General features: G+C 67.4%; 25 protein-coding genes and 2 pseudogenes. 17 read left to right on the top strand and 10 right to left on the bottom strand.

Going from position 1 to position 21,534, the window contains the following annotated elements; all coding sequences use genetic code 11:
* Positions 1–248: 248 nt before the first annotated feature.
* The 3 genes and pseudogenes from AC07TU_RS03420 to AC07TU_RS03410 form a co-directional block, all read left to right on the top strand.
* Positions 249–608: pseudogene (locus AC07TU_RS03420) on the top strand (flagellin N-terminal helical domain-containing protein); the annotation flags it as partial.
* Between the two features lie 822 nt (positions 609–1,430).
* Positions 1,431–1,706 (top strand): annotated as a pseudogene (locus AC07TU_RS03415) (flagellin); the annotation flags it as partial.
* Positions 1,707–1,949: 243 nt separating this feature from the next.
* Complete coding sequence (locus AC07TU_RS03410; protein ID WP_495186501.1) at positions 1,950–3,125, top strand: alpha/beta hydrolase; 1,176 nt, start codon at positions 1,950–1,952, stop codon at positions 3,123–3,125.
* On the opposite strand, the gene AC07TU_RS03405 is transcribed toward AC07TU_RS03410, so the two are convergent.
* Positions 3,122–3,475 carry a YbaN family protein gene (locus tag AC07TU_RS03405; RefSeq protein WP_495186500.1) on the bottom strand — a complete coding sequence of 118 codons (354 nt, stop codon included), beginning with the start codon at positions 3,473–3,475 and terminating at the stop codon, positions 3,122–3,124. The two genes, AC07TU_RS03410 and AC07TU_RS03405, sit on opposite strands and share 4 nt — an antisense overlap.
* A complete protein-coding gene (locus AC07TU_RS03400) occupies positions 3,476–4,144 on the bottom strand; it encodes an ArsR/SmtB family transcription factor (protein WP_495186499.1) in 669 nt (222 codons plus the stop codon).
* A gap of 65 nt (positions 4,145–4,209) precedes the next feature.
* Between AC07TU_RS03400 and AC07TU_RS03395 the strand changes: the two genes are divergently transcribed.
* Both AC07TU_RS03395 and AC07TU_RS03390 read left to right on the top strand, forming a co-directional pair.
* Entirely contained in the window at positions 4,210–4,515 is a 306-nt protein-coding gene (locus AC07TU_RS03395; RefSeq protein ID WP_495186498.1) for an NIPSNAP family protein, read from the top strand.
* Complete coding sequence (locus AC07TU_RS03390) at positions 4,512–4,859, top strand: antibiotic biosynthesis monooxygenase family protein (RefSeq protein WP_495186497.1); 348 nt, start codon at positions 4,512–4,514, stop codon at positions 4,857–4,859. Before AC07TU_RS03395 ends, AC07TU_RS03390 begins: the two co-directional genes overlap by 4 nt.
* A 223-nt stretch (positions 4,860–5,082) precedes the next feature.
* Here the strand turns inward: AC07TU_RS03390 and AC07TU_RS03385 are convergent, their stop codons facing one another.
* The 8 genes from AC07TU_RS03385 to AC07TU_RS03350 all read right to left on the bottom strand — a co-directional run bounded on the left by AC07TU_RS03385 (position 5,083) and on the right by AC07TU_RS03350 (position 11,277).
* Positions 5,083–5,826 carry a sigma-70 family RNA polymerase sigma factor gene (locus AC07TU_RS03385; protein WP_495186496.1) on the bottom strand — a complete coding sequence of 248 codons (744 nt, stop codon included), beginning with the start codon at positions 5,824–5,826 and terminating at the stop codon, positions 5,083–5,085.
* Complete coding sequence (flhA, locus tag AC07TU_RS03380) at positions 5,823–7,913, bottom strand: flagellar biosynthesis protein FlhA (protein WP_495186495.1); 2,091 nt, start codon at positions 7,911–7,913, stop codon at positions 5,823–5,825. The genes AC07TU_RS03385 and flhA overlap by 4 nt, the downstream gene beginning before the upstream one ends.
* A 5-nt stretch (positions 7,914–7,918) precedes the next feature.
* A complete protein-coding gene (locus tag AC07TU_RS03375; protein ID WP_495186494.1) occupies positions 7,919–8,788 on the bottom strand; it encodes a lytic transglycosylase domain-containing protein in 870 nt (289 codons plus the stop codon).
* Between the two features lie 93 nt (positions 8,789–8,881).
* On the bottom strand, positions 8,882–9,202 hold the full coding sequence (locus AC07TU_RS03370) for a flagellar protein FlgN (RefSeq protein ID WP_495186493.1): 321 nt from the start codon (positions 9,200–9,202) through the stop codon (positions 8,882–8,884).
* Positions 9,189–9,476, bottom strand: a complete 288-nt coding sequence (gene flgM / locus AC07TU_RS03365) for a flagellar biosynthesis anti-sigma factor FlgM (RefSeq protein ID WP_495186492.1) — start codon at positions 9,474–9,476, stop codon at positions 9,189–9,191. Before flgM ends, AC07TU_RS03370 begins: the two co-directional genes overlap by 14 nt.
* Before the next feature lie 67 nt (positions 9,477–9,543).
* Positions 9,544–10,065 (bottom strand): flagella basal body P-ring formation protein FlgA, encoded by a 522-nt coding sequence (locus tag AC07TU_RS03360; RefSeq protein WP_495186491.1) that lies wholly within the window; start codon positions 10,063–10,065, stop codon positions 9,544–9,546.
* Positions 10,066–10,078: 13 nt separating this feature from the next.
* A complete protein-coding gene (locus tag AC07TU_RS03355) occupies positions 10,079–10,597 on the bottom strand; it encodes a flagellar motor protein MotB (protein ID WP_495186490.1) in 519 nt (172 codons plus the stop codon).
* Positions 10,594–11,277, bottom strand: a complete 684-nt coding sequence (locus AC07TU_RS03350; RefSeq protein WP_495186489.1) for a motility protein A — start codon at positions 11,275–11,277, stop codon at positions 10,594–10,596. The genes AC07TU_RS03355 and AC07TU_RS03350 overlap by 4 nt, the downstream gene beginning before the upstream one ends.
* Before the next feature lie 234 nt (positions 11,278–11,511).
* Here AC07TU_RS03350 and flgB point away from each other — a divergent pair, with 234 nt between their 5' ends.
* The 12 genes from flgB to motA all read left to right on the top strand — a co-directional run bounded on the left by flgB (position 11,512) and on the right by motA (position 21,481).
* Positions 11,512–11,865, top strand: a complete 354-nt coding sequence (gene flgB / locus AC07TU_RS03345) for a flagellar basal body rod protein FlgB (protein WP_495186488.1) — start codon at positions 11,512–11,514, stop codon at positions 11,863–11,865.
* Positions 11,866–11,867: 2 nt separating this feature from the next.
* Entirely contained in the window at positions 11,868–12,281 is a 414-nt protein-coding gene (gene flgC / locus AC07TU_RS03340) for a flagellar basal body rod protein FlgC (protein ID WP_265118084.1), read from the top strand.
* Positions 12,281–12,970, top strand: coding sequence for a flagellar hook assembly protein FlgD (locus AC07TU_RS03335; protein WP_495186487.1), 690 nt, complete (start codon positions 12,281–12,283; stop codon positions 12,968–12,970). Before flgC ends, AC07TU_RS03335 begins: the two co-directional genes overlap by 1 nt.
* 24 nt (positions 12,971–12,994) lie before the next feature.
* Positions 12,995–14,284 carry a flagellar hook protein FlgE gene (flgE, locus tag AC07TU_RS03330; RefSeq protein WP_495186486.1) on the top strand — a complete coding sequence of 430 codons (1,290 nt, stop codon included), beginning with the start codon at positions 12,995–12,997 and terminating at the stop codon, positions 14,282–14,284.
* 26 nt (positions 14,285–14,310) lie between these two features.
* Complete coding sequence (flgF, locus tag AC07TU_RS03325) at positions 14,311–15,054, top strand: flagellar basal-body rod protein FlgF (protein WP_495186485.1); 744 nt, start codon at positions 14,311–14,313, stop codon at positions 15,052–15,054.
* A gap of 59 nt (positions 15,055–15,113) precedes the next feature.
* Positions 15,114–15,902 carry a flagellar basal-body rod protein FlgG gene (flgG, locus tag AC07TU_RS03320; protein WP_495186484.1) on the top strand — a complete coding sequence of 263 codons (789 nt, stop codon included), beginning with the start codon at positions 15,114–15,116 and terminating at the stop codon, positions 15,900–15,902.
* A 10-nt stretch (positions 15,903–15,912) separates the two neighbouring features.
* A complete protein-coding gene (locus tag AC07TU_RS03315; RefSeq protein ID WP_495186483.1) occupies positions 15,913–16,599 on the top strand; it encodes a flagellar basal body L-ring protein FlgH in 687 nt (228 codons plus the stop codon).
* An 11-nt stretch (positions 16,600–16,610) separates the two neighbouring features.
* Complete coding sequence (locus tag AC07TU_RS03310) at positions 16,611–17,819, top strand: flagellar basal body P-ring protein FlgI (RefSeq protein WP_495186482.1); 1,209 nt, start codon at positions 16,611–16,613, stop codon at positions 17,817–17,819.
* Positions 17,816–18,142: a rod-binding protein gene (locus tag AC07TU_RS03305; RefSeq protein ID WP_495186481.1), complete on the top strand. Its 327-nt coding sequence runs from the start codon at positions 17,816–17,818 to the stop codon at positions 18,140–18,142. Before AC07TU_RS03310 ends, AC07TU_RS03305 begins: the two co-directional genes overlap by 4 nt.
* Complete coding sequence (gene flgK / locus AC07TU_RS03300) at positions 18,139–19,470, top strand: flagellar hook-associated protein FlgK (RefSeq protein ID WP_495186480.1); 1,332 nt, start codon at positions 18,139–18,141, stop codon at positions 19,468–19,470. Before AC07TU_RS03305 ends, flgK begins: the two co-directional genes overlap by 4 nt.
* Before the next feature lie 5 nt (positions 19,471–19,475).
* Complete coding sequence (locus AC07TU_RS03295; protein ID WP_495186479.1) at positions 19,476–20,384, top strand: flagellin N-terminal helical domain-containing protein; 909 nt, start codon at positions 19,476–19,478, stop codon at positions 20,382–20,384.
* A 233-nt stretch (positions 20,385–20,617) separates the two neighbouring features.
* The gene (gene motA / locus AC07TU_RS03290) at positions 20,618–21,481 is read left to right on the top strand and encodes a flagellar motor stator protein MotA (RefSeq protein ID WP_495186478.1); all 864 of its coding nucleotides are present in this window, start codon (positions 20,618–20,620) and stop codon (positions 21,479–21,481) included.
* Positions 21,482–21,534: the final 53 nt, after the last annotated feature.

Below are 21,534 nucleotides of genomic sequence, written 5' to 3'. Positions count from 1 at the left end.
CAAACCCCCTGTTGGGAGGGTGATGCAGGATTGATGGTAAACGAGTCGTAAACCATGCGGCAAAAATCAGCCGAAACGGCTCCAGATTGCCGCGCGCGCCTCTACGCGTACGCGCGTAGGCCGCTCGAAGCGTGGTTCAGAAAATTGCTTAATCTCCGACCGACCCTGCCGTTTGACCCCTGTGGCGGCTCGAGCTCCTTCGCATTCAGGGGGGTAAGCGGGGACGCCGGACTGAACGGAGACAAGACATGACTGTTATCGGAACGAACATCGCGAGCCTCCGCGCCGCGAATGCGTCCAAGCTGGCTTCGTCGTCGCTGCAGACCGCCATGGAGCGTCTGTCGACCGGCAAGCGCATCAACAGCGCCAAGGACGATGCTGCGGGCCTCGCCATCGCGAGCCGCATGACCGCGCAGGTCAAGAGCATGAACGTCGCCATCCGCAACGCGAATGACGGCATCTCACTGGCACAGACCGCCGAAGGCGCGCTGGGCGAAGTCACCAACATGCTTCAGCGCATGAAGGAACTGTCGACCCAGGCATCGAACGGCACGCTGAGCCCCAGCGACCGCTCGACCCTGCAGGCCGAAATGACCCAGCTGATCGCTGAAGTCGGCAACATCTCGAAGACCGCCAACTTCAACGGCGTCAGCCTGCTCGACGGCAAGACCGGCGACGTGACGCTGCAGACCGGCATCAACGCCGGCGAGACGATCTCGATGTCGATGCTCAACACCTCGTCCGAGAAGCTCGGCCTCAAGGTCGGCGTCGAAGGCCCGGTGACCGGCACCGTGACCAACACCGCGATCAAGAAGAACGAGCTGCAGATCAACGGCACCTGGATCGGCGCCAGCGTCGACACCAACGGTGACGCGAGCAGCGCGATCGCCGACAAGGTGACGGCGATCAACGCCAAGACCAGCGAGACCGGGGTGACGGCCGCTGCACAGACCAAGGCGACGCTGACCATGGTCGGCGCGACCAAGGCCACGACCGGCACGCTCAACATCAACGGCAAGGCGATCGATCTTTCCGATGGCGCCGTCGCTGACGTCACCGGTCCGCCTGCGGTTCCCGGCTATTACGACCTCGACCTGCTCGTCAGCGCGATCAACGGCACCAGCGGTGTCGGCGTCACCGCCGCGCTTAACCAGGCCGGCACCGCGATCGAACTGACCAGCACCGCCGATGTGGTCTTCAAGGCCGACACCGCCGACCTCGCGAAGTTCAAGGTCCGCGCCGAGGGTGCGTCCGCCGATCTGACGATGACGGACGACACGGACGCCACGGTCGCGCTCAACCAGGTCGTGCTGACCGCGGCTGCGGGCGAGACGATCATCGTCGGCGGCGAAACCGCGGCGATGGCCTCGATCGGCCTGACCGCCGCTTCGGCCAAGGGCACCGATCTGTCGATCGCGACCCAGGACGATGCGTCGGCCGCGATGAAGGTGATCGACGACGCGCTGACCGAGATCTCGGCCGGCCGTGGCGATCTCGGTGCGGTGCAGAACCGCCTCGAATCGACCGTCGCCAACCTGACGACCACGACGAGCAACCTGTCCGAAGCGCGCAGCCGCATCGAGGACGCCGATTTCTCGGCCGAAACGACCGCGCTCGCCAAGGCACAGATCCTGAGCCAGGCGTCGACCGCGATGCTGGCGCAGGCCAACCAGTCGCAGCAGAACGTTCTCTCGCTGCTTCGCTAAGCGTGTGCCGGTCGGGGTGTCACCCCCCTGACAGGCACCACGGCCGGTCACCCTCTCTTCGCGGGAGGGCATGCGAGGAAGCCCCGGTGGTCACACGACCACCGGGGTTTTTCCTTGTCCGCAGCACAGACGGGTAAGCCCGCTCCACCGCCGCGCCTTACCCTTCGCTTCGCTTGAAGACCCGCGACCGGGCTGGCCATCATCGCATCGTCAGCGCCGGAACGGCGCATGCAGGAGGGTCCGATGTCTGTCCGCGCGCTTCTTTTTACCGTCATCTTTGCGTCCGCAGCCGGCGCCGCGCAGATCGAAAACGACCCCAAAGAGCAAGAGGTGATCGAGACCGCGGTAAAGCCGGACAGCTGGTTCGTCGATCAGCTCGGCGGCAAGCGGATCGAGCTCGACGGCCAGACGCTCGATGTCCGCCTCCAGTACCGGCTGCACCAGGGGTACAAGGCCGAGGAGGCGGAGGCGAAAGCCCGGCCTGCAAACGCACCGCAGATGACGGTCGATCAGGCCTTTGCCGATCCCGCGATCGTCGCCGGTATCCGTGCCGAAGCCAATCAGGAATGGATCCGCCAGACCCATCCCGGTCCGGCGCTGGCATCGGTCCGCGACGAGCAGGCAACGTCGCGCACGGGCCAGCCGATCCGCGTGCGCGTCTATCGCCCGGAGGCGAAGGGCACGCTGCCCGTCCTCGTCTATTATCATGGCGGCGGCTGGGTGATCGGCAATATCGAGACGATCGACCGGTCGATGCGGCTGCTCGCCGATGTCGCGAAGGTGATCATCGTGTCGGTCGATTATCGCCTTGCCCCCGAGCACCCCTATCCCGCGTCGTGGAACGATGCGGAGGACGCGTTCGACTGGACCGTCGCCAACGCCGCACGGCTGGGCGGCGACACCCGCCGCATCTGCGTCGGCGGCGACAGCGCGGGCGGCAACATGTCGGTTGTGGTGACCAGCCGCACGCGCAAGGCCGGCAAGCCGAGCCCGGCCTGCCAGCTGCTCTATTATGCCGCGGTCGACAACCGGCCGGTGCCGGAGATGCGCAAGGACTATGTGTCGGCGCGGCTGTTCTGGCAGGGGTTCGGGCTCGACGTGCCGTTCACCGAATATGTCCATCGCGCGGTGTTCCCGGGCATGAACCTGTCACAGCCTGAAATCTCGCCGATCTTCGCCGACGACATTGCGCGGATGCCGCCGACTTTGGTCGCCGCCGCCGGCTTCGATCCGCTGCGCGACTCCGACCGGGCCTATGCCGCCGCGCTCAAGAAAGCGGGGGTCGAGACCGTCTATCTCGAATATCCGTCGCTGCGGCACGGCTTCATGCAGCACACCCGCGTGACCAGGGAGGCCGACCGCGCCTCGCGCGAGACCGCCGCGGCGTTCGGCAAGCTGGTGCACGGCCTGAAACCCTAGCCCTCGGGCCGCGTCCAGATCCATCCGCCGACGATCGCCGCCGCGGCGATCGTCACCAGCGGCCAGGGCATGGGCGAGAAGATCAGCGTCAGCGCGATGCTCGCCGCGAACGCCACCGTCGCCGCCTTCTTCCCGCCGCGGCTGATCGCGCCCTTTTCGCGCCAGCGCACGATATGCGGACCGAACTTCGGATGCTCGAGCAGCTTGCGTTCGAGCCGGGGCGAGCTGCGCGCAAAGCACCAGGCGGCCAGAATCACGAACACCGTGGTCGGCATCACCGGCAGGATCGCGCCGATCACCGCGAGGCCCAGGCTGACAAAGCCCCCAACAAGATAGAAATGCCGCCGCACCTAGAGGCCAAATGCCTTGTCGAACGCTGCCGCGCCCCGGCCATCGAACGCGATCACCCGCCCCGGCCCGCGCTTCGCCCATCCCTGCGCCAGCACATGCTGAAGGATCGCCGCGCCCAGCGCCCCGGCAAGGTGGTTGCGCCGCTCGCTCCAGTCGAGACAGGTCCGGCATTCCGGCCGCCGCCCGTGCGGCGGCAGCGCCACCCCGATCGTGTCGAGCCGGGCACGCCCTGCCTCCGTGATCCGCGGGATCTCGTCCGGTGTCACCAGGCCGTCCGCAACGAAGCGCTCCGCCAGCCGTACCGCGCGATCTCCGGCGAGATGATCGTAGCAGACCCGCGCCTCACGCATCGCCGCATCGCGCGGGCCGGGCCGTACCGGCTTCGCCCCCGTCCGTTCGGCAATGCCCATCAGCAGCTCGATCGCCGCCGCGACATCGCCATCGTCGAGCCGGAAATAGCGGTGCCGCCCCTGCCGTGCCGGCGCGACCAGCCCCGCATCGCTCAGCCGCGCAAGATGCCCCGATGCCGTCGGCAGCGCGACGCCCGCGCATTGCGCGAGCTCGCTCACCGTCAGCGCACGTCCGTCCATCAGCGCGACCAGCATGTTCGCGCGCGCCGGATCGCCGATCAACGCCGCGACGCGCGAGATGGAAGGGCCGTCCTGCATAGTTCGGTCATAGCCGAAGCATTGACGCCGAACAATCGGCTATCGAGCGGGCAAGGAGGACATGCATGATCACCTGCTTCATCCGCTACCGGATCGACCCGTTCCGCATCGACGCGTTCGAACAATATGCGCGCGGCTGGAACGATGCGATCCCGCGCTGCGGCGCACAGCTCACCGGTTATTATGCGCCGCACGAAGGATCGGCGACGACCGCCTATGGCATCTACGACATCGCGGATCTCGCCGCCTATGAAGCCTATCGCGCGCGGCTGCGCGACGATCCGGGCGGCCGTGCGAACTTCGCCTTCGCCCGCGACGAGGGGTTCATCCGGCGCGAGGATCGCATCTTCCTGCGAAAGGTGACGTCATGATCGCGGTGATCTTCGAATCGATGCCCGCAGCCGGGCAGGAAACCGCCTATCTCGACATCGCCGCGTCGCTGCGCGCCGATCTGGAGGCGATCGACGGCTTCATCTCGGTCGAACGCTACGAAAGCCTGACCACCCCCGGCAAGCTCCTCTCGCTTTCCTTCTTCCGCGACGAGACGGCGATAGCCGCGTGGCGCAACCGCCCCAAGCACCGCGGCGCCCAAACCGCCGGTCGCGGCGGCGTGTTCACCGATTATCGCGTCCGCATCGCCGCGGTGATGCGCGACTATGGATTGAACGAGCGAGCCGAAGCTCCCGCCGACAGCCGCGCCGCGCATGTGGACTAGGGCGAAGCGACATTTCGTCCAGGTGGAGGCGAAAGACGTGATTATCGAGCACTGGAGCGGAACGTACTAAAGGTACGTGAGCACCGGAGCGCAGAGAATCGCGTCTTGCAGCCCCGCATGGGCGGAATGTCGCTTCGCCCTGAAAGAAGGGGCGGAAGCGACCCCCCGGCACGCTCCCGCCCCTACCCCCTATACGCATGCGGGCCCCCCGGCACCGCATCCGTCATCCCAAACGCCGCATCAGCCCTTTCTTGAGCCGGTCGTGCGCACTCTTCTTGATCTGACAGACGCGCGCGGCACCGACGCCGAGCACCTGTCCGATCTCCTCGAGGTTGAGCTCCTCCACATAGTATAGCTGGATCACCAGCTGTTCCTTCTCGGGCAGCTCGGAAATTGTTGCGATCAGCGCCTCGCGCTGGTCGGCATCGGCAAGCTGGTCGAATGCCGAGGGTTCGTCGGACATGAACCAGGGGCCCTCGTCCGAATAGACCTCGTCGATCGAATCGAAGCGCACCGCCTCGGCGCTCGCATAGTCGCTGCGCAGCTTTTCGACCGTGACGCCCAGCCGCGACGCGACCGCCGCCTCGTCGGGCCGCTTGCCATGCTCGTCGGTCAGCGCCGCGACCGCGTCGTTGTAGACGCGCCGCCGCTTCATCGCGCCGCGGGTGATCGTCGCCTGCCGCCGCAGCTCGTCGATCATCGCGCCGCGCACCCGGGTCTGCAGATACTGGTCGAAGCTGACCAGCCCGCGATCCTCGAAGCTCGCCGCCGCCTCGACCAGCGCGACGAGGCCGATCTGCACCAGATCCTCGACGTCGATCAGGCTGCTCATCGATCCATGGACGTGCCAGGCGAGCCGGCGAACCAGCGGCATATGCTTGCGCACCAGGCCGTCCATGTCGCGCCGGGTCTCGCCGGTGCGGCCATAGGTCAGCGCGAATTCGTTGGGTGAGGGCTGGAAGTTCATGCGGGCAGCGCCTCCGGCGCACCGATCACCGCGACGACTTCGACCGACTTGTCCTCAGGCACTTCGAAGAAGCTCATCACGGGGGTATCCGGCAGACAGGTCTTGACCAGCTTGCGGATCGCGATGCGGATCGAAGGCTGAACGACCAGGGCGAAGGGCTTGGCCTCGGCGACCAGCGGCTGGGCGGCGCGCTGGAGCGCGTCGACGATGCGGCGGCCGAGATCGGGTTCGATGGTGTGGCGCTTGGCCGGGTCCGAGCGGATCGCCTGCCCCAGCAGCGCCTCGAGCTGGCCTTCCAGCGTCATCACGCGCAGCGGCTCGCGCACCCCGCACAGCCGCTGGATGATCAGCGGGCCAAGCTCCGGACGGATCGTCTCGATGATCTCGTCGGCATCGTGCGTCTTCTGCGCGGCCATTGCTATGGCTGCTGCGATACGGCGGAATTCCTTGAGCGGGATATTCTCCGCGAGCAGCCCGCGCAGCACCTGAGTGAGCGTCGTGATCGGCAGCGGGTTGGGCGAGAGCGAGGAGACCAGCTGTGCCGCGCGCTCGCGCAGCCCGTCGAGCAGCGCCTGCACCTCGTCCGGACCCAGCAGGTCGGCGGCGTTGGTGATCAGCGCCTGATTGAGGTGCGTCGCCATGACGGTGCCCGGATCGACCACCAGCCAGCCCTGACCGGTCGCCGCATCGGCGTCGGCGGGCGAGATCCACATCGCGTCGAGCCCGAAGGTCGGATCCTTGACGAGCTTGCCGTTGAGGGTGCCGACCGCCTGCCCGGTGTCGAGTGCGAGCACCTCGTCGGGTGAGACGCTGTCCTCACCGATCACCACGCCGCCCACGACGACGCGATAGGTGAACGGCCCCATGTTGATGTCGTCGCGCACGCGCACCTGCGGCACCACGAAGCCAAGCTCCTTGGACAGCTGGCGGCGCACCCCGGTGATCCGCCCCATCAGCGATCCGCCGCGGCGTTCGTCGATCAGCGGCACCAGGCCATAGCCGATGTCGATCATCACCTGCATATTGTCGGTGACCTCGTCCCAGCCGATCTTCGACGGGTCGGCGGGTTCGGCATCGATCATCTCGACCGGCGCGGGCGGGCGTTTGCTCGCCTGGTACATCTTCCACGCCATGAAGCCGGAACCGGCAGCGGCGGGCAGGATGATGAAGGCAGGCATGCCGGGCAGCAGGCCGAGCAGGCCGACGATGACGGCGACCGGAGTCCAGGTCTTGTGGCTGCCGAACTGGCTGCCGATCTGGTCAGTCAGACCCTGTTCCTTGTTCGCGCTGACGCGGGTGACGATCGCGGCGGCGGCGATCGACAGCAGCAGCGCGGGCAGCTGCGCGACCAGCGCGTCGCCGATCGCGAGCAGCACATAGGTCTGCGCCGCCTCGCCGATCGTCAGGCCGTGGCTGACCGGGCCCAGGATCAGGCCGCCGATGATGTTGATGAACAGGATCAGCAGGCCGGCGATCGCGTCGCCCTTCACGAACTTGGACGAACCGTCCATCGCGCCGTAGAAATCGGCTTCGGTCGCCACCTCGACGCGACGCGCCTTGGCTTCGTCCGGGGTGATCAGCCCGGCGTTGAGGTCGGCGTCGATTGCCATCTGCTTGCCCGGCAGCGCGTCGAGGGTGAAGCGCGCCGACACTTCGGACACGCGGCCCGCACCCTTGGTCACCACGATCATGTTGATGATGATCAGGATCGCGAACACGAACAGCCCGACGACATAGTCGCCGCCGATCATGAAGGTACCGAACGCCTCGATCACATGCCCGGCCGCCGCCTCGCCCTCATGTCCATGGCCCAGCACGACGCGCGTCGACGCGACGTTAAGGCCAAGGCGGAACAGGGTCGCGAACAGCAGCACGGTCGGGAAGGCAGAGAAGTCGAGCGGCTTCTGCGCGTTCAGCGCGACCATCAGCACGGCAAGGCTGATGACGATGTTCATGATGAAAAAGGCGTCGAGCAGGAAGGTCGGCACCGGCACGACCATCATCGCGACAAGCACGAGGATGGCGACGGGCAGGGCGAAGCTCTTCAGGACGGGAGCGACGCTCCCCTTGAGTGCAAGTGCGTTCACGCGGGTTACGCTCCCAGTCTCGCGAGCATCATATAGGCAAGCTTGGCGGTCTCAGGTGTCGGGCGCAGCGGGTTGACCGCGCGCGCGTCCGTCCCGCGTCCGGCGGTCTGCAGCCGGTCGAGCGTCGCCAGCCAGTTGCGGTCCTGCCCCTGCGCATCATTGCCCAGCACCACCTCGGCATCGGGGCCGAGCGACTGGACGAGCTGCTGGAACTTCGCATCGACCTGGCCCGAAGCCAGCGCGGTCGCGCCTGCCGACGCGGCGCCCGCATCGAGCTTGCCGGCGAACCGCTCATAGATCTGGCCGAGCGAGCGCGGCGTACCGTTCGACGAATAGAAGACGCTGCGATTGGCGCGCGCGGCGGCGGGAAACAGGTTCGCCCCGGATTGCGACGGATTGGCATCCATGGCGCGCAGGAATTTCCGCGCGCCGCCGATGCCCAGGAAATGCGCCATATAGAGGTCGGTGCCGGTCGCCTCGCGGCCCAGCGAACTCTCAAGACTGTCCTTGTTGTCGCTGGCATGCTCGGCGGCCATCAGCGACGCCATCTCGGGATCGTTGCGCATCGACAGGATCGCCTGGCGTGCCGCAGGATCGCTGACGACGAAGCGGCCGCTCGACGTGCGGCGGATGCTGTCCGACGCCCAGCCCATGCCGTGCTTGTCGCCATGATCCTTGACCACGCCGAGCCAGCTTTGCTCGATGAACTGGTAGAGGCCGGTGGCGCTCGAGGTCCGCGCGCGCGCATTGCTGCGCATCCCGCTTTCGACCTGCGCCTGGCCGAGCAGATAGTTGAAGTCGATACCGGTCTTCTGGCTGGCCGTCGCGATCGCCGTGGTGACGTTCGCCTTGGCTCCGATCGAAGGTATGCTCATCGGCTCTTGCTCTTCTTCCCCCTGGGTAGAGGGTGTTCAGCAAGAGGTATGCCAGTTGGCGGATTCTACCCGTTCAGCGGGTGATTTTGCCAATCAGGCAAAGCTTCCGGCAACACCGGGCCGGTAGGACGGCAAATTGTTGCCGGTCAGCGTCTGCAGCCGCCGCCGGACATTGGCGGCCATCAGGTTGACGTAGATGCGGCAGGTCTCGTTGAGGCGGTGCGCCTCCTCGGCCAGCGCCTTGAGCTCGGGCGAGAGCGCCGGATCGTCGTCGTTCGCGGCCCCCACCGCGTCGATGCCGATCAGCTTCTCGCGCGTCGCACGTTCGAGCGCGGCGACGTCGTTCGCCTTCAATGCGTCGATCTCGGCGTGTAGCGCGTCGATCACGCGAACCAGGGCGTCACGCCTTGTCATGCGGGTTCCACTGAAGCTTGAGCGCGAGCAGCCGGTCCGCGACGGTCGAAGGGACCAGCGGGAACTTGCCCTCGGCGATCGCCTTCTTGATCCGCGCGACGCGTTCGGCATCGACCGGCGCGCTCATGGCAGCAGCCTGGGTGATCGATGCGGCGGTGCTGGTCTGGGCAGCCTGCGTCACACCGTCCGCCGCCTTCACAGGCGCGGCCGGGGCTACCGGCGTCAGGCGCCGGTCGGCAATTGATGCAGGCTTGAAGCCGACTGGATCAACCATGTCTGCAACCCTTTATTCTGCGGACATACGCAAGAACGGCAGCGCGCGCAGAAGCTTTAGCAAAAAATTACTCGCCGAATCCGGGCAGTCGCGCACGGCCCGGTTCCAGCGCGATCGCGGCGACCGGCGGTCTTTTGTCGTCGACCTTCACCAGCACCCGTGCACCCGCTGCGGCATCGGCCATCGCCAGCCCCTCGCGGCTGATCGAGAAACCCGCCGCGCCGGCCTCGATCAGCACGGGATCGCCGCGCTTGATCACCGTGACAGGCTTGACCACCGCCGGCGCGGGCATCGCCGCCACAACCGGTGCAACAGGCTTGGGCAGCGCATTGACCGGAACGAAGACGCGCCATTGCTGCGGCCCCTGGCAGCGGATCACCACCGCGTCTTCCGCCGCCGAGCGCCAGCTCAGCTGTGGCGCATCGCACGCGGCGAGCCTCAGGCGCTTGTCCACCGGCGCGCGCGCACCGCCTTCCATGCCGACCGGTGCCCCGGCGAACTGCTCGACCAGCCGGTCGAGCGTCTCGGTGGACTGGAATGCGGCCGGACCGGCGGTTGCAGCCAGTGCGGACAAGAGAATGGCGATCATGAGAACCTCCGCTTCAATTCGTGGCGCCGGCAAAGCCGACGGAAAGGGTGACGGCCCGGCGCTTGCCAGGGTCGGTGAGAATGACGATGCGCGCCGGGTCGGCCGCGCCGCTGCGGACCAGTGCGGCGGCGACGGTGCGCGCGCGGTCGGCGGCAAGGATCGCTGCGCTGCCGGTCGCGGCATCGATATCGCGCGTGCCGTCGGTCGATCCGGTGATGGTGATGCGGGTGCGCGAATCGCGTGCGGCGTCGCGGGCCCAGAGGATGGCGCCGCGCGGATCGGCGTCCGCCGACCCTTCGGCAAACCCCTCGACCCGCGCCATCGCGACCGCCATCGGCGCGGGCGCGCTGTCCTCGATCCCGAAGCCGGCGCGGAGGCCGGCGAGCAGCGTCTCGCGATCCAGCTCGCGATCGGCCTGAAGCAGCACGAAGAAACCGACCAGCAGCAGCGCGAGGTCGGCGAGCGTGATCAGCCACACCGACCGCGCAGGCGCGATCTCGTCCCACATGTCGGCAGAAAGGCGCGCGCTCACGCTGCGATCTCCCGCTTGCGTGCGCGTTCAAGCGTCGCGAGATGCGCGAGCGGCGCGGCAAGCCGCAGCCGTTCGGTCGCCTCGGCCCGCGCGAGCCGCTTGAGCCGCGACGCCACCGGCATTGCGATCAGATTTGCGACGAGCGCGCCATAGAGCGTCGCGAGCAGTGCAACGGCCATCGCCGCACCGATCGTCTCGGGATCCTGCATCGACGCGAACATCTGGACGAGGCCCAGGATCGTCCCGATCAGCCCCATCGCCGGCGCCGCCTCGGCCGCACCGGTCCAGACCTCGATCGCAGCGCGATGCCGTTCGGCCCGAGCGGTCACGCGATCGCAAACCAGCCGCTCGATCTGTTCGGGCGTCGCGCCGTCGACCGCGGCCTCGATCGCCGCCGCCATGTCGGGATCGGCGATCACCGCCCGGTCGAGCGAGAACAGCCCGTGGCGATGCGCGATCCGCTCCTGCGCCGCGATCTGGACGAGCAGCACGTCGGCGCCGAACGGCCGCCGCCACAGCGTGACCAGCGCCGCCAGCGCCCGACCGACATCGGCGAGCCGATTGCGCAGCACCATGGAGAGCGCCGTGCCGCCCAGCACGATCCCGATCGCAAGCGGATCGAGAAAGGTACCGGGGACGAGCGCCGTGACGGCGGGTTGGGAGATCGCGGCCATGTTCATGCGCGATTCTTTGCAAGCGCCGGGCCAAGTGCCCTTCCCGCCTCCGTGCGAGGCCAGCCCCGGCAATCCGGCGGCGGCGACCGGCAAAACCGGCAAAAACCATTGCCGCCGCCGGCAACATCTTGCCGCTCCCTCGGCGCTTCCCGGCAATCCGGGCGATTCCAGCCGCAGACCCGGAAACTGGCACGCCCATTGCTAGGAAGGCCGCGAACAAATGTGCGGAGGACGCATAGCATGGGTCAGAACAGTCTTTTCGGGGTGCACGGTGCGGCGCTCGCAGTGCGCTCGCAGCGCATGGGCGTGCTCGCGTCGAACATCGCGAACGCCTCGACGCCCGGCTACAAGGCCAAGGACATCGACTTCAAGGAAGCGCTGAACGCGATCGAAACGCCCGCAATGGAGGGCACCGATCCGATCGAGGCCGCGACCAAGTTCCGCATCCCGCTCCAGCCCAGCCTCGACGGCAACACCGTCGAGCTCGCGACCGAGCAGACCGCCTTTGCCGAGAATGCCGTCGCCTATCAGACGACGCTCGCATTCCTCAACGGGCGCATCTCCACCATCACCCGCGCGCTGAAGGGAGAATAACCATGGCCGATCAGCCGCTCAGCATCTTCCAGGTCGCGGGCCGCGCCATGTCGGCGCAGCTCGTGCGGATGAACACCACCGCGTCGAACCTCGCCAATGTCGGCCAGGTCGCGTCGTCGGCGGCCGAGGCCTATCGCACGCAGAAGCCGGTGTTCCGCACCGCCTTCGACGCCGCGAACAACCTCGCCACGGTCGATGTCGAAAGCGTCGTGACGGCGGGTGAGGCGCCGACCAAGCGCTACGACCCCGGCAACCCGATGGCCGACAAGGACGGCAACATCTGGGAAAGCGCGGTCGATGAGACCCGCGAACTGGTCGACATGATGGAGACCGCCCGCACCTATCAGAACAATGTCGAGGTGATGCAGACGGCGAAGACGCTGATCACCCAGACGCTCAACCTGGGACGCAGCTAATGGCTACCGGCTTTGATGATGTGATGTCGAAACTCGGCATCGGCCGCACCGGCGGCACCGACAAGAACGCCGCGGCCAATGGCGGGAAATCGACCCTGGGCCAGTCGGACTTCCTGACGCTGATGACCGCGCAGATGAAGAACCAGGATCCGTTCGATCCGGTCGACAACACGCAGATGGTCGCCCAGATGGCGCAATTCTCGTCGCTCGCCGGGATCAGCGAGATGAACACGACGCTTCAGGCGATCGCCACCAAGCTCGGCGCGACCTCGACCACGGACCTCGTCTCCTGGGTCGGCCGCACGGTGCTGACCGAAGGCAACACCGCCTATCCGCGCACCGACGGCACGCTCGGCGGCGTGATCGAGCTTGGCGCCGACGCCAACGAGGTCAATGTCGTGATCGAGGGGCCGAACGGCGAGATCCTCAAGAATGTCGCGCTCGGCAAGGCGCCCAAGGGGCCGCTCGAGTTCGAATGGGACGGCAAGACCGACACCGGCGAGAAAGCCGGCGACGGCCCGTTCAAGATCCGCGTCGCCGCGCAGAATGCCGATGGCGGCTCCGTCACCGCCAAGCCGCTCGTCTGGGCCCCCGTCACCGCGGTGGCGATGGGCAGCGACGGCAATCCCGTCCTTACCCTGCCCGGCATCGGACAGGTTTCCACCACCGCCGTCCGCAAGATCGGCTGAAGCATCTCTCAAGGAGCATAAGCAATGTCCTTCTACACTTCGCTCTCGGGTCTTCAGGCGGCGCAGACCGACATGTCGACCATCAGCCACAACCTGTCGAACGTCTCGACCAACGGCTTCAAGAAGAGCCGCACCGAGTTCGCCGACGTCATCGCGTCGAGCGTGTCCTTGAACCCCAACCAGATGGTCGGATCGGGCACCACGGTGAAGGCGATCCGCCAGCAGTTCGGCCAGGGCGGCACCCAGCAATCCTCGTCCAGCCTCGACATCGCGATCTCGGGCGACGGCTTCTTCGCAGTCAAGCCCAGCCTCGATGCCGCTGGCGTCAACTTCACCCGCAACGGCAGCTTCCTGGTCGACAGCGAGCGCTACGTCACCGATTCGCAGGGCAGCTATCTGCAGGTCTATCCGGTCGACGGATCGGGCGCGGTGATCGCGACCGGCATGGGCTCGACCGTCAACCTGCGCCTGCCGCAGACCAGCGGCGTGCCCGAGGCGACCGAGAATGTGAATCTCTCGCTCAACCTCTCGGCCTATTCGTCGGTGCCCAAGGAAGCGTCGCGCTTCACGCCCGACACGCCCTATGCGTTCGACCGGTTCGATCCGGGCACCTACAACAACTCGACCCAGACCACGATCTACGACGCCAGCGGCAATCCGCTGACGATGACCAGCTATTTCGTGCGCGAGACGTCGACCGCACCCAGCACCTGGTCGGTCTACAGCTTTGTCGGCGACAAGCAGCTCGGCACCAACCCGACCAATCCGCAGCCGATCACGCTGACCTTCGACGCCAGCGGCGCGCTGACCTCGCCGACTGCGCCGACTCAGTTCGCGCCGTTCACTGTCGGCACCAGCACGACCGAGCAGACCATCGCACTCGACTTCGGCGGCGCGACCACCCAGCTCGGCGCGCCGTTCAGCGTCAACAACCGCTCGCAGGACGGCAAGGCCGTGGGTCAGCTCGACGGCGTGACCGTGGGCGAGGACGGCACCGTCCGGGCCAGCTTCTCCAACGGCGACAGCCAGGCGCTGGGCAAGATCGCGCTCGCGAACTTCTCCAACCCTTCGGGCCTGCGCCAGCTCGGCAACTCGACCTGGGCCTCGACCGGTCTGTCGGGCGAACCGCGGCTCGGCGAGCCGGGCACGAACGGGTTCGGCGGCCTGATGTCGGGCGCGATCGAACGCTCGAACGTCGACATCACCGAGGAACTGGTCGGGCTGATCGCGGCCCAGCGCAACTTCCAGGCGAATGCCAAGGCGCTCGATACCGCGAGCCAGATCTCGCAGACCATTTTCAACATCCGCAGCTGATTTCCCGGGGTTAGGAGGCACAAGCGATGGACAGACTCGTCTATACCGCGCTGTCGGGGCTCAAGGGCCAGATGGACGCGCAGGCGACGATCGCGAACAACATCGCGAACGCCTCCACGATCGGCTTCCGCGCCGACCGGGTCAATTTCGAACGGATGATGGTGAAGGGCGAAGGGCACGACAGCCGCCAGCCCAGCGCCGAAACCGTCGTCGACATGGACCGGCGCGCGGGCACGGTCGTCCAGACCGGCCGCGGGCTCGATGTCGCCATCACCGGCGACAACTGGCTTGGCGTTCAGGCCCCGGACGGCAGTGAAGCTTACACACGGCGCGGTGATCTCCGCATTGCGCCGAGTGGCGTCTTGGAAACCGGCGACGGTTTCCCGGTGATGGGGTCGGGGGGCCCCATCACCGTGCCGCCGCACGACAGGATCATGATCGCCGAGGACGGCACCGTCTCGATCGTCGCTCCGGGTGCCGATCCCAGCCAGCCGCCGCAGGTGATCGACCAGCTGAAGCTGGTCAGCGATCAGGGCAGCAAGACCGTCAAGGGACTGGACAATCTGCTCCACGTCCGCGGCGGCGGCGTGCTGCCCGCCGATCTCGACGCGCGCGTCCAGACCGGATCGCTCGAACAGTCGAACGTCAACCTCACCCAGTCGCTGGTCGACATGATCGAGAACCAGCGCAGCTACGAGGTGCAGGCCAACCTGCTCCGCGAAGCGAAGAACATGGACGAGAGTTCCGCGTCTTTGATGCGCGTCAGCTGAAGCATCAGCACCGCGTGGCTGATGCGCGTGAGCTGAGAGATTTGAGGAAGGAATAGGTTATGGGTTCCGCAGCAATGCACATCGCGCGCACCGGGCTTGATGCCCAGGACATGCGCATGCGGGTGATCTCGAACAACCTCGCCAACGTGAACACCACGGGCTTCAAGCGCGACCGCGCCTCGTTCGAGGCCTTGGCCTATCAGGTCGTCACCGCGCCCGGCTCCGCGAGCACGTCGGAAACGCAATATGCCACCGGCCTCAACCTCGGTACCGGTGTCCGCGTCCAGGGCACCGCGCGGATCGACACCCAGGGCTCGTTCCAGACCACCGGCGGCGCGCTCGACATGGCGCTCGACGGCAACGGCTTCTTCCAGGTGCAGATGCCCGGCGGCCAGCTCGGCTATACCCGCGCCGGCAATTTCACCCGTTCGCCCGAAGGCCTGCTGGTGACGGCCGAGGGCTATCAGGTGATGCCCGGCATCACGATCCCGGAGGGCGCGACCGCAATCACCGTCGGCACCGACGGCACCGTCTCCGCGACCGTCCCCGGCCAGGCCGAGGCGTCGCAGGTCGGCCAGATCCAGATCGCGGCCTTCCCCAATGCGGCGGGCCTGCAGGCGATCGGCGACAATTTCCTGGTCGAGACCTCGGCCAGCGGCGCGGTCAATCTCGGCATCGCCGGGCAGGACGGCCGCGGCAATATCCGCCAGGGCATGCTCGAGGGATCGAACGTCAACGTCGTCGAGGAGCTGGTCGACATGATCGAGACCCAGCGCGCGTACGAGGTCAATTCGAAGATGATCTCGGCGTCCGACGAGATGCTCAAATATGTCAATCAGAACATCTGAGGGCCATGTCATGAAGTTCGCCGCAGGCCTGCTTACCGGCGTCGCGATCGTCGCGGCGATCGCCATCGTCCAGCCCGCCAAGGCGCAGCTGTTCGGCAAGAAGGGGCCGAAGGAGGACTTCAGCGCCTCGCTGCCCGCCGCGCCGGCCGCGGCGTCGCCCGCCAACGGCTCGATCTTCCAGGCGGGCGACGGCTATGCCGCGCTCCACGAAGGCACGCGCGCGCGCCGCGTCGGCGATCCGCTGACGATCGTGCTGGTCGAGCGCACCAGCGCGTCGAAATCGGCCGGGTCGCAGCTCGACAGCGGTGGCGGCTTCTCGCTCACCCCGCCAAGCACCGGCGCCCTGTCGCTGTTCAAGGAAAGCGACGCCAGCGTCAGCGGCAAGCGCAACTTCAAGGGCGCGGGCAGCGCCGACCAGTCGAACGCGCTGTCGGGTGAGATCACCGTCACCGTCGCCGCGGTCTACCCCAACGGCACCATGCTCGTGCAGGGACAGAAGCGCGTGACGCTCAACCGCGGCGACGAGTTCGTCCAGATCAAGGGCGTGGTCCGCGCGACCGATATCGATGCGAACAACCGCATCGCCTCCACCCGCGTCGCCGATGCCCGCATCGCCTATACCGGCAAAGGCGATGTCGCCCGCGCCAGCCGTCAGGGGTGGCTCGGCCGCTTCTTCTCGGTCATCAGCCCGTTCTGAGGATGAGAGACATGACCCGCTTCCTCGTTGCTTTTGTTCGCGCTGCGCTGGGCCTCCGCACCAGCCCGCTCCCCCACCCGGCCACCCATAGGGTAGCCTGGCTGGGTGGCCGGGTGGGGGAGCGGGCTGGTGCGGCCTTCCTTGCTGTGGCCGCGATCTTCCTCGCGGCCGCGCCGGCAAATGCCGAGCGGATCAAGGATCTCGGCGCGTTCCAGGGCATCCGCTCGAACCAGCTGACCGGCTACGGCATCGTCGTCGGGCTTCCCGGCACGGGTGACGACAATCTCGAATATACCGTCCAGTCGATGAAGGGCGTCACCGCCCGCTTCGGCCTGGCGCTGCCGCCGGGGGTCAACCCGGCGCTCAAGAATGCCGCGGTGGTGATGATCACCGCCGAGCTGCCGCCCTTTGCCAAGCCGGGGCAGAAGCTCGACATCACCGTCTCGTCGATGGGCAAGGCCAAGTCGCTGCGCGGCGGCACGCTCGTGCTGACCCCGCTGATCGGTGCCGATGGCCAGATCTATGCGATGGCGCAGGGCAACCTCGCCGTCGGCGGCCTGGGTGCCGAAGGCGCCGACGGGTCGAAGATCGTCGTCAACACCCCCTCGTCGGGCCGCATCCCGGAGGGTGCGACGGTCGAGCGCGCGGTCGAGACCGGCTTCGCCGACACGCCCATGCTCACCTACAACCTCGCCCGGTCGGACTTCACCACGGCGCAGCGCGTCGCGGACGCGATCAACGGCCGCTTCGGCTTCGGCACCGCGCGCGCGGTCGACGGCGTATCGGTCGCGGTGATGGCCAAACCGGGCGCCGATGTGCGCGCGCAGATGATGAGCGAGATCGAGAATCTCGCCGTCGACGCCGCCGAGGCTCCTGCGAAGGTCATCGTTAACGCGCGCACCGGAACGGTGGTCATCAACTCGGCCGTCCGGGTCAGCCCCGCCGCGGTAACACATGGTAAACTGACTGTTCGTATTGATGAATCCCAGCGCGTCAGCCAGCCGGCGCCGTTCAGCCAGGGTGAAACCGCCCTCGAACAGCGCAGCGCGGTCGGTGTCGAGGAGGAGAAGCGTCCGATGTTCCTGCTGGAAGCGGGTCCGAAGCTTGCCGATGTGGTCAAGGCGGTGAACGCGATCGGCGCGTCCCCGGCCGATCTCGTCGCGATCCTCGAGGCCCTCAAGCAGGCCGGCGCGCTCAAGGCGGAGTTGATCGTCCTGTGACCGGCCTCCGCGCGCCTTCTCCCGCAACGCTCAAGCTGGCCGGTACGGTTTCCACCGACACCGCTCGCCTCGGCACGCGCGACAATCTGGACAAGGCGGGCGAGCAGTTCGAGGCGATCTTCACCAAGATGATGCTGGCCTCGATGCGCAAGGCGAAGCTCGCCGACAGCCTGTTCGAAAGCCAGGCGCTCGACCAGTTTCGCGACATGCAGGACCAGAAGCTGGCCGAGAACATGGCCACGCACACGCCGATGGGAATCGGCAAGGCGATGACCGAATTCCTGGCCAAGGCCGGGACGGTCGCGGAAGGTAAGCCCGAATGACCGACATGCTCTCGATCGGCGCCAGTGGCGTCCGCGCCTATCAGACCGCGCTGACGACGACGTCGGAGAATATCGCCAATGCCGGCAATGCGGGCTATTCGCGCCGCATCACCGGCATGCGCGAGGTTGCCGCCCCCGGCGGCGGCTCCAACGTGCTCAACGGCCTTGGCGTCACCGTCTCGGGCATCACGCGCACCGGCAGCGATCTGCGCAACGCCGAAGTCCGCGCCGCAGGCTCCGATCTCGCACGCAGCGAGGCGGGTGCGGTGTGGCTCGGCCGGATCGAAGGCGCGCTGACCGGCAACAAGCTCGACGAGCGCCTCACCGCCTTCTTCAACGCCGCGACCGCGCTCGCCGCCGATCCTTCGGCCAGCGCGCCGCGCGCGACCATGCTCCAGGCCGCCGCCAGCCTGTCCAGCGCCTTCTCGGCGACCGGCGCCGCGCTCGACGGCGCGCTCGCCGATCTCGACGCCAGCGCCGACGCAATGGCCGGCCAGCTCAACAGCCTTTCGGCGAGCCTCGCCAAGGTCAATTCGGCGCTCGGCCGCGCGTCGGAGGGAACGAGTGCGCAGGCGGCCTTGCTCGACGAGCGCGACCGGCTGCTCGAATCGATGAGCGCGATCACCGATGTCGGCGTCAGCTTCGACGCGGCAGGCCGCGCAAGCGTCAGAGCCGGCGGAAACGGGCCGCTGCTCGTCCAGGGCGATCAGGCCGCGGTCGCGACCTATGCGCGCGGGCCGGACGGCGCGACCTCGTTCGCCGTCTTCGGCATCGACGGCAGCCACGCGCTCACCCCGAGCGGCGGTGCCCTCGCCGGTGTCGCCGAGGGCGCCGCCCGGATCGCCGACGCACGCGACGCGCTCGACCGGATCGCCGTCGATCTCGCCAATGGCGTCAACGCCGTCCAGGCGGGCGGCGAGGATCTCGACGGCAATGCGGGCGCGGCGATGTTCAGCGCCACCGGCGCATCGGACTTCAAGCTCGTCCTCGACGATCCGCGCGGGATCGCCGCGGCGGCGCCGGGCGGCGGCGAGCGCAACAACGGCAACCTCACCGCGCTCGCCGCGCTCCGCAAGGACGGCAAGTTCGAGGGCAGCCTGACCACGCTGACCACCGACAATGCCAGCGCGCTCGCCGCGCGCCGTTCGATCGCCCAGGTGCAGTCGACGATCCGGTCGAACGCCGCGGCTGCGCGCGATTCGATCGCGGGCGTGAATGTCGACGAGGAGGCGGTCGACCTGATCCGCTTCCAGCAGGCCTATCAGGCGTCGAGCCGCGTCATCCAGGTGGCGCGCGAAACGCTCCAGACCCTCTTTGATATCCGGTGACCGCGATGCGTGTGACGACAGCCCAGAGCTTTGACCGCCCGTCGCTGCTGATGGCGACGCTGAACAGCCAGGCCGACCGGCTGCAGACCCAGGTCGCGACCGGCAAGAAGATCCTCGCGCCGTCCGACAGCGCATCGGGCTGGCAGCAGCTGTCGGGCCTCAGGCGTGCCACCGCCGATGACGGCGCCTATACGGCGAACGTCAAGATGGCGCAGTCGCTGCTCGCAGCGACCGATAGCGCGCTCGAGACGGTCGAGACCCAGCTCCAGCGCGCCAAGACCCTCGCGGTACAGGCCAATAGCGATACCGTGACGCCCGAAGGACGCGCGGCGATCCTCAAGGACGTCCAGGCGATCATCGCCGATCTGCTCGGCGTCGCGAATACCAAGGACAGCCGCGGCCAGCCCTTGTTCGGCGGCGCGGCGGGCGACGCCGCCTATGCCCGCCAGCCCGACGGGTCGATCGCCTATGTCGGCCAGGGCGAGGCTGCGCCGATCCCGGTCGGCGAGGGCGTCGATATCGCGGCGACCGAAACCGGCGCGCGCGCCTTTGGCGGCATCGCCGGGGCCAACGGCGCGACCGACATGTTCGCCATTCTCTCCGCCTTTGCCGCCGCGCTTCAGCCCGGCGCCGAAGCGGGCGGGATCGAGACCGCGATGAAGGATCTCGACGCCGCGCTCGAACAGGTCGGCACCACCCGCGCCTCGGTTGGCGCGCGCGCCTTCCGCATGGATCTGGAAGCCGATCGCCTGATCGACGCCGACACGGCGCGCGAAGCGACCCGGTCGGGGATCGAGGACGCCAATCCGGCCACGGCGATCGCCGAGCTGCAGAAGACGCTGACCATCCTGCAGGCGACCCAGGCAAGCTTCACCAAGCTCACCAGCCTCTCGCTCTTCGACTATATCCGCTGAGTTGAGGGCGCCTCCGTCACAGGCCCCCGTCATCCCCGCGCAGGCGGGGATCCATCACCGCTAACCGGGCGGCTCCCGATGATCCGCGAGCCAGAATGGATTTCCGCCTTCGCGGAAATGACGGTCAACATGAAGATTATTAACCATATTCTAGCGCTTTTTCGCTCAAGTTCCGGGTCGCGCGGTCGTTTGTACCGGTAACCAAGCCAGCGCTGTGGGAGCCACGCGAAGTCATGTTTCCAGCAATCGGTTTCGTCGTCCTCATCGCCATGGTGTTCGGTGGTTTCGCCATCACCGGCGGCGCGCTCGAGCCTGTGCTGCACGCGCTGCCGCACGAAATGCTCATCATCGGCGGCGCCGCGCTGGGCGCGCTGATCATCGGCAATTCAGGCCGCGAACTCAAAGCGCTCGGCGGCGGGTTCATGAAGGTGCTCAAGGGCCCCAAGTACAAGAAGCAGGACTATCTCGACGTCATCTTCCTCGTCTCCAAGCTGATGAAGATGCTGCGCGTCGACGGCCCGATCGCGCTCGAACCGCATGTCGAGGACCCGAAGTCCTCCGCCGTCTTCGCCGAATATCCGCGGCTGCTCGCCGATCACACGCTGGTCGGCCTGATCTCCGACACGTTGCGCCTCGTCGTCGTCTCGTCGGGCACGCTCGACGTGCACGCGGTCGAGGACGTGATGGACAACGCCATCAAGACCCACCACCACCATGTCGAGGAGCCGCAGCACGCGCTGCAGGGCCTCGCCGACGCGCTTCCCGCGCTCGGCATCGTCGCGGCGGTGCTCGGCGTGGTGAAGACGATGGGCTCGATCGACAAGCCGCCCGCCATTCTTGGCGCGATGATCGGCTCGGCGCTGGTCGGCACCTTCCTCGGCGTGTTGCTGGCCTATGGCCTGGTCGGGCCGCTGGCGGGCCGCCTGAAGCAGATCATCGATGCCGACGCCGCGATCTATCACACGGTGAAGCAGATCATCATCGCCTCGCTCCACGGCCATCCGCAGCCGCTGGTGATCGAGGCCGCGCGCTCGGGCATCGCCCACCACAACCAGCCCGGCTTTGCCGAAGTGTTCGATGGGCTTCGTGGGCGCTGATCATGAGTCACGGCACCAGCCCGCTCCCCCGCCCGGCCACCCACACGGTACTC

It is taken from the genome of Sphingomonas sp. GW821-FHT03E12 (genome assembly GCF_059420685.1).
This window is presented reverse-complemented; position numbering and strand designations above follow the sequence as displayed.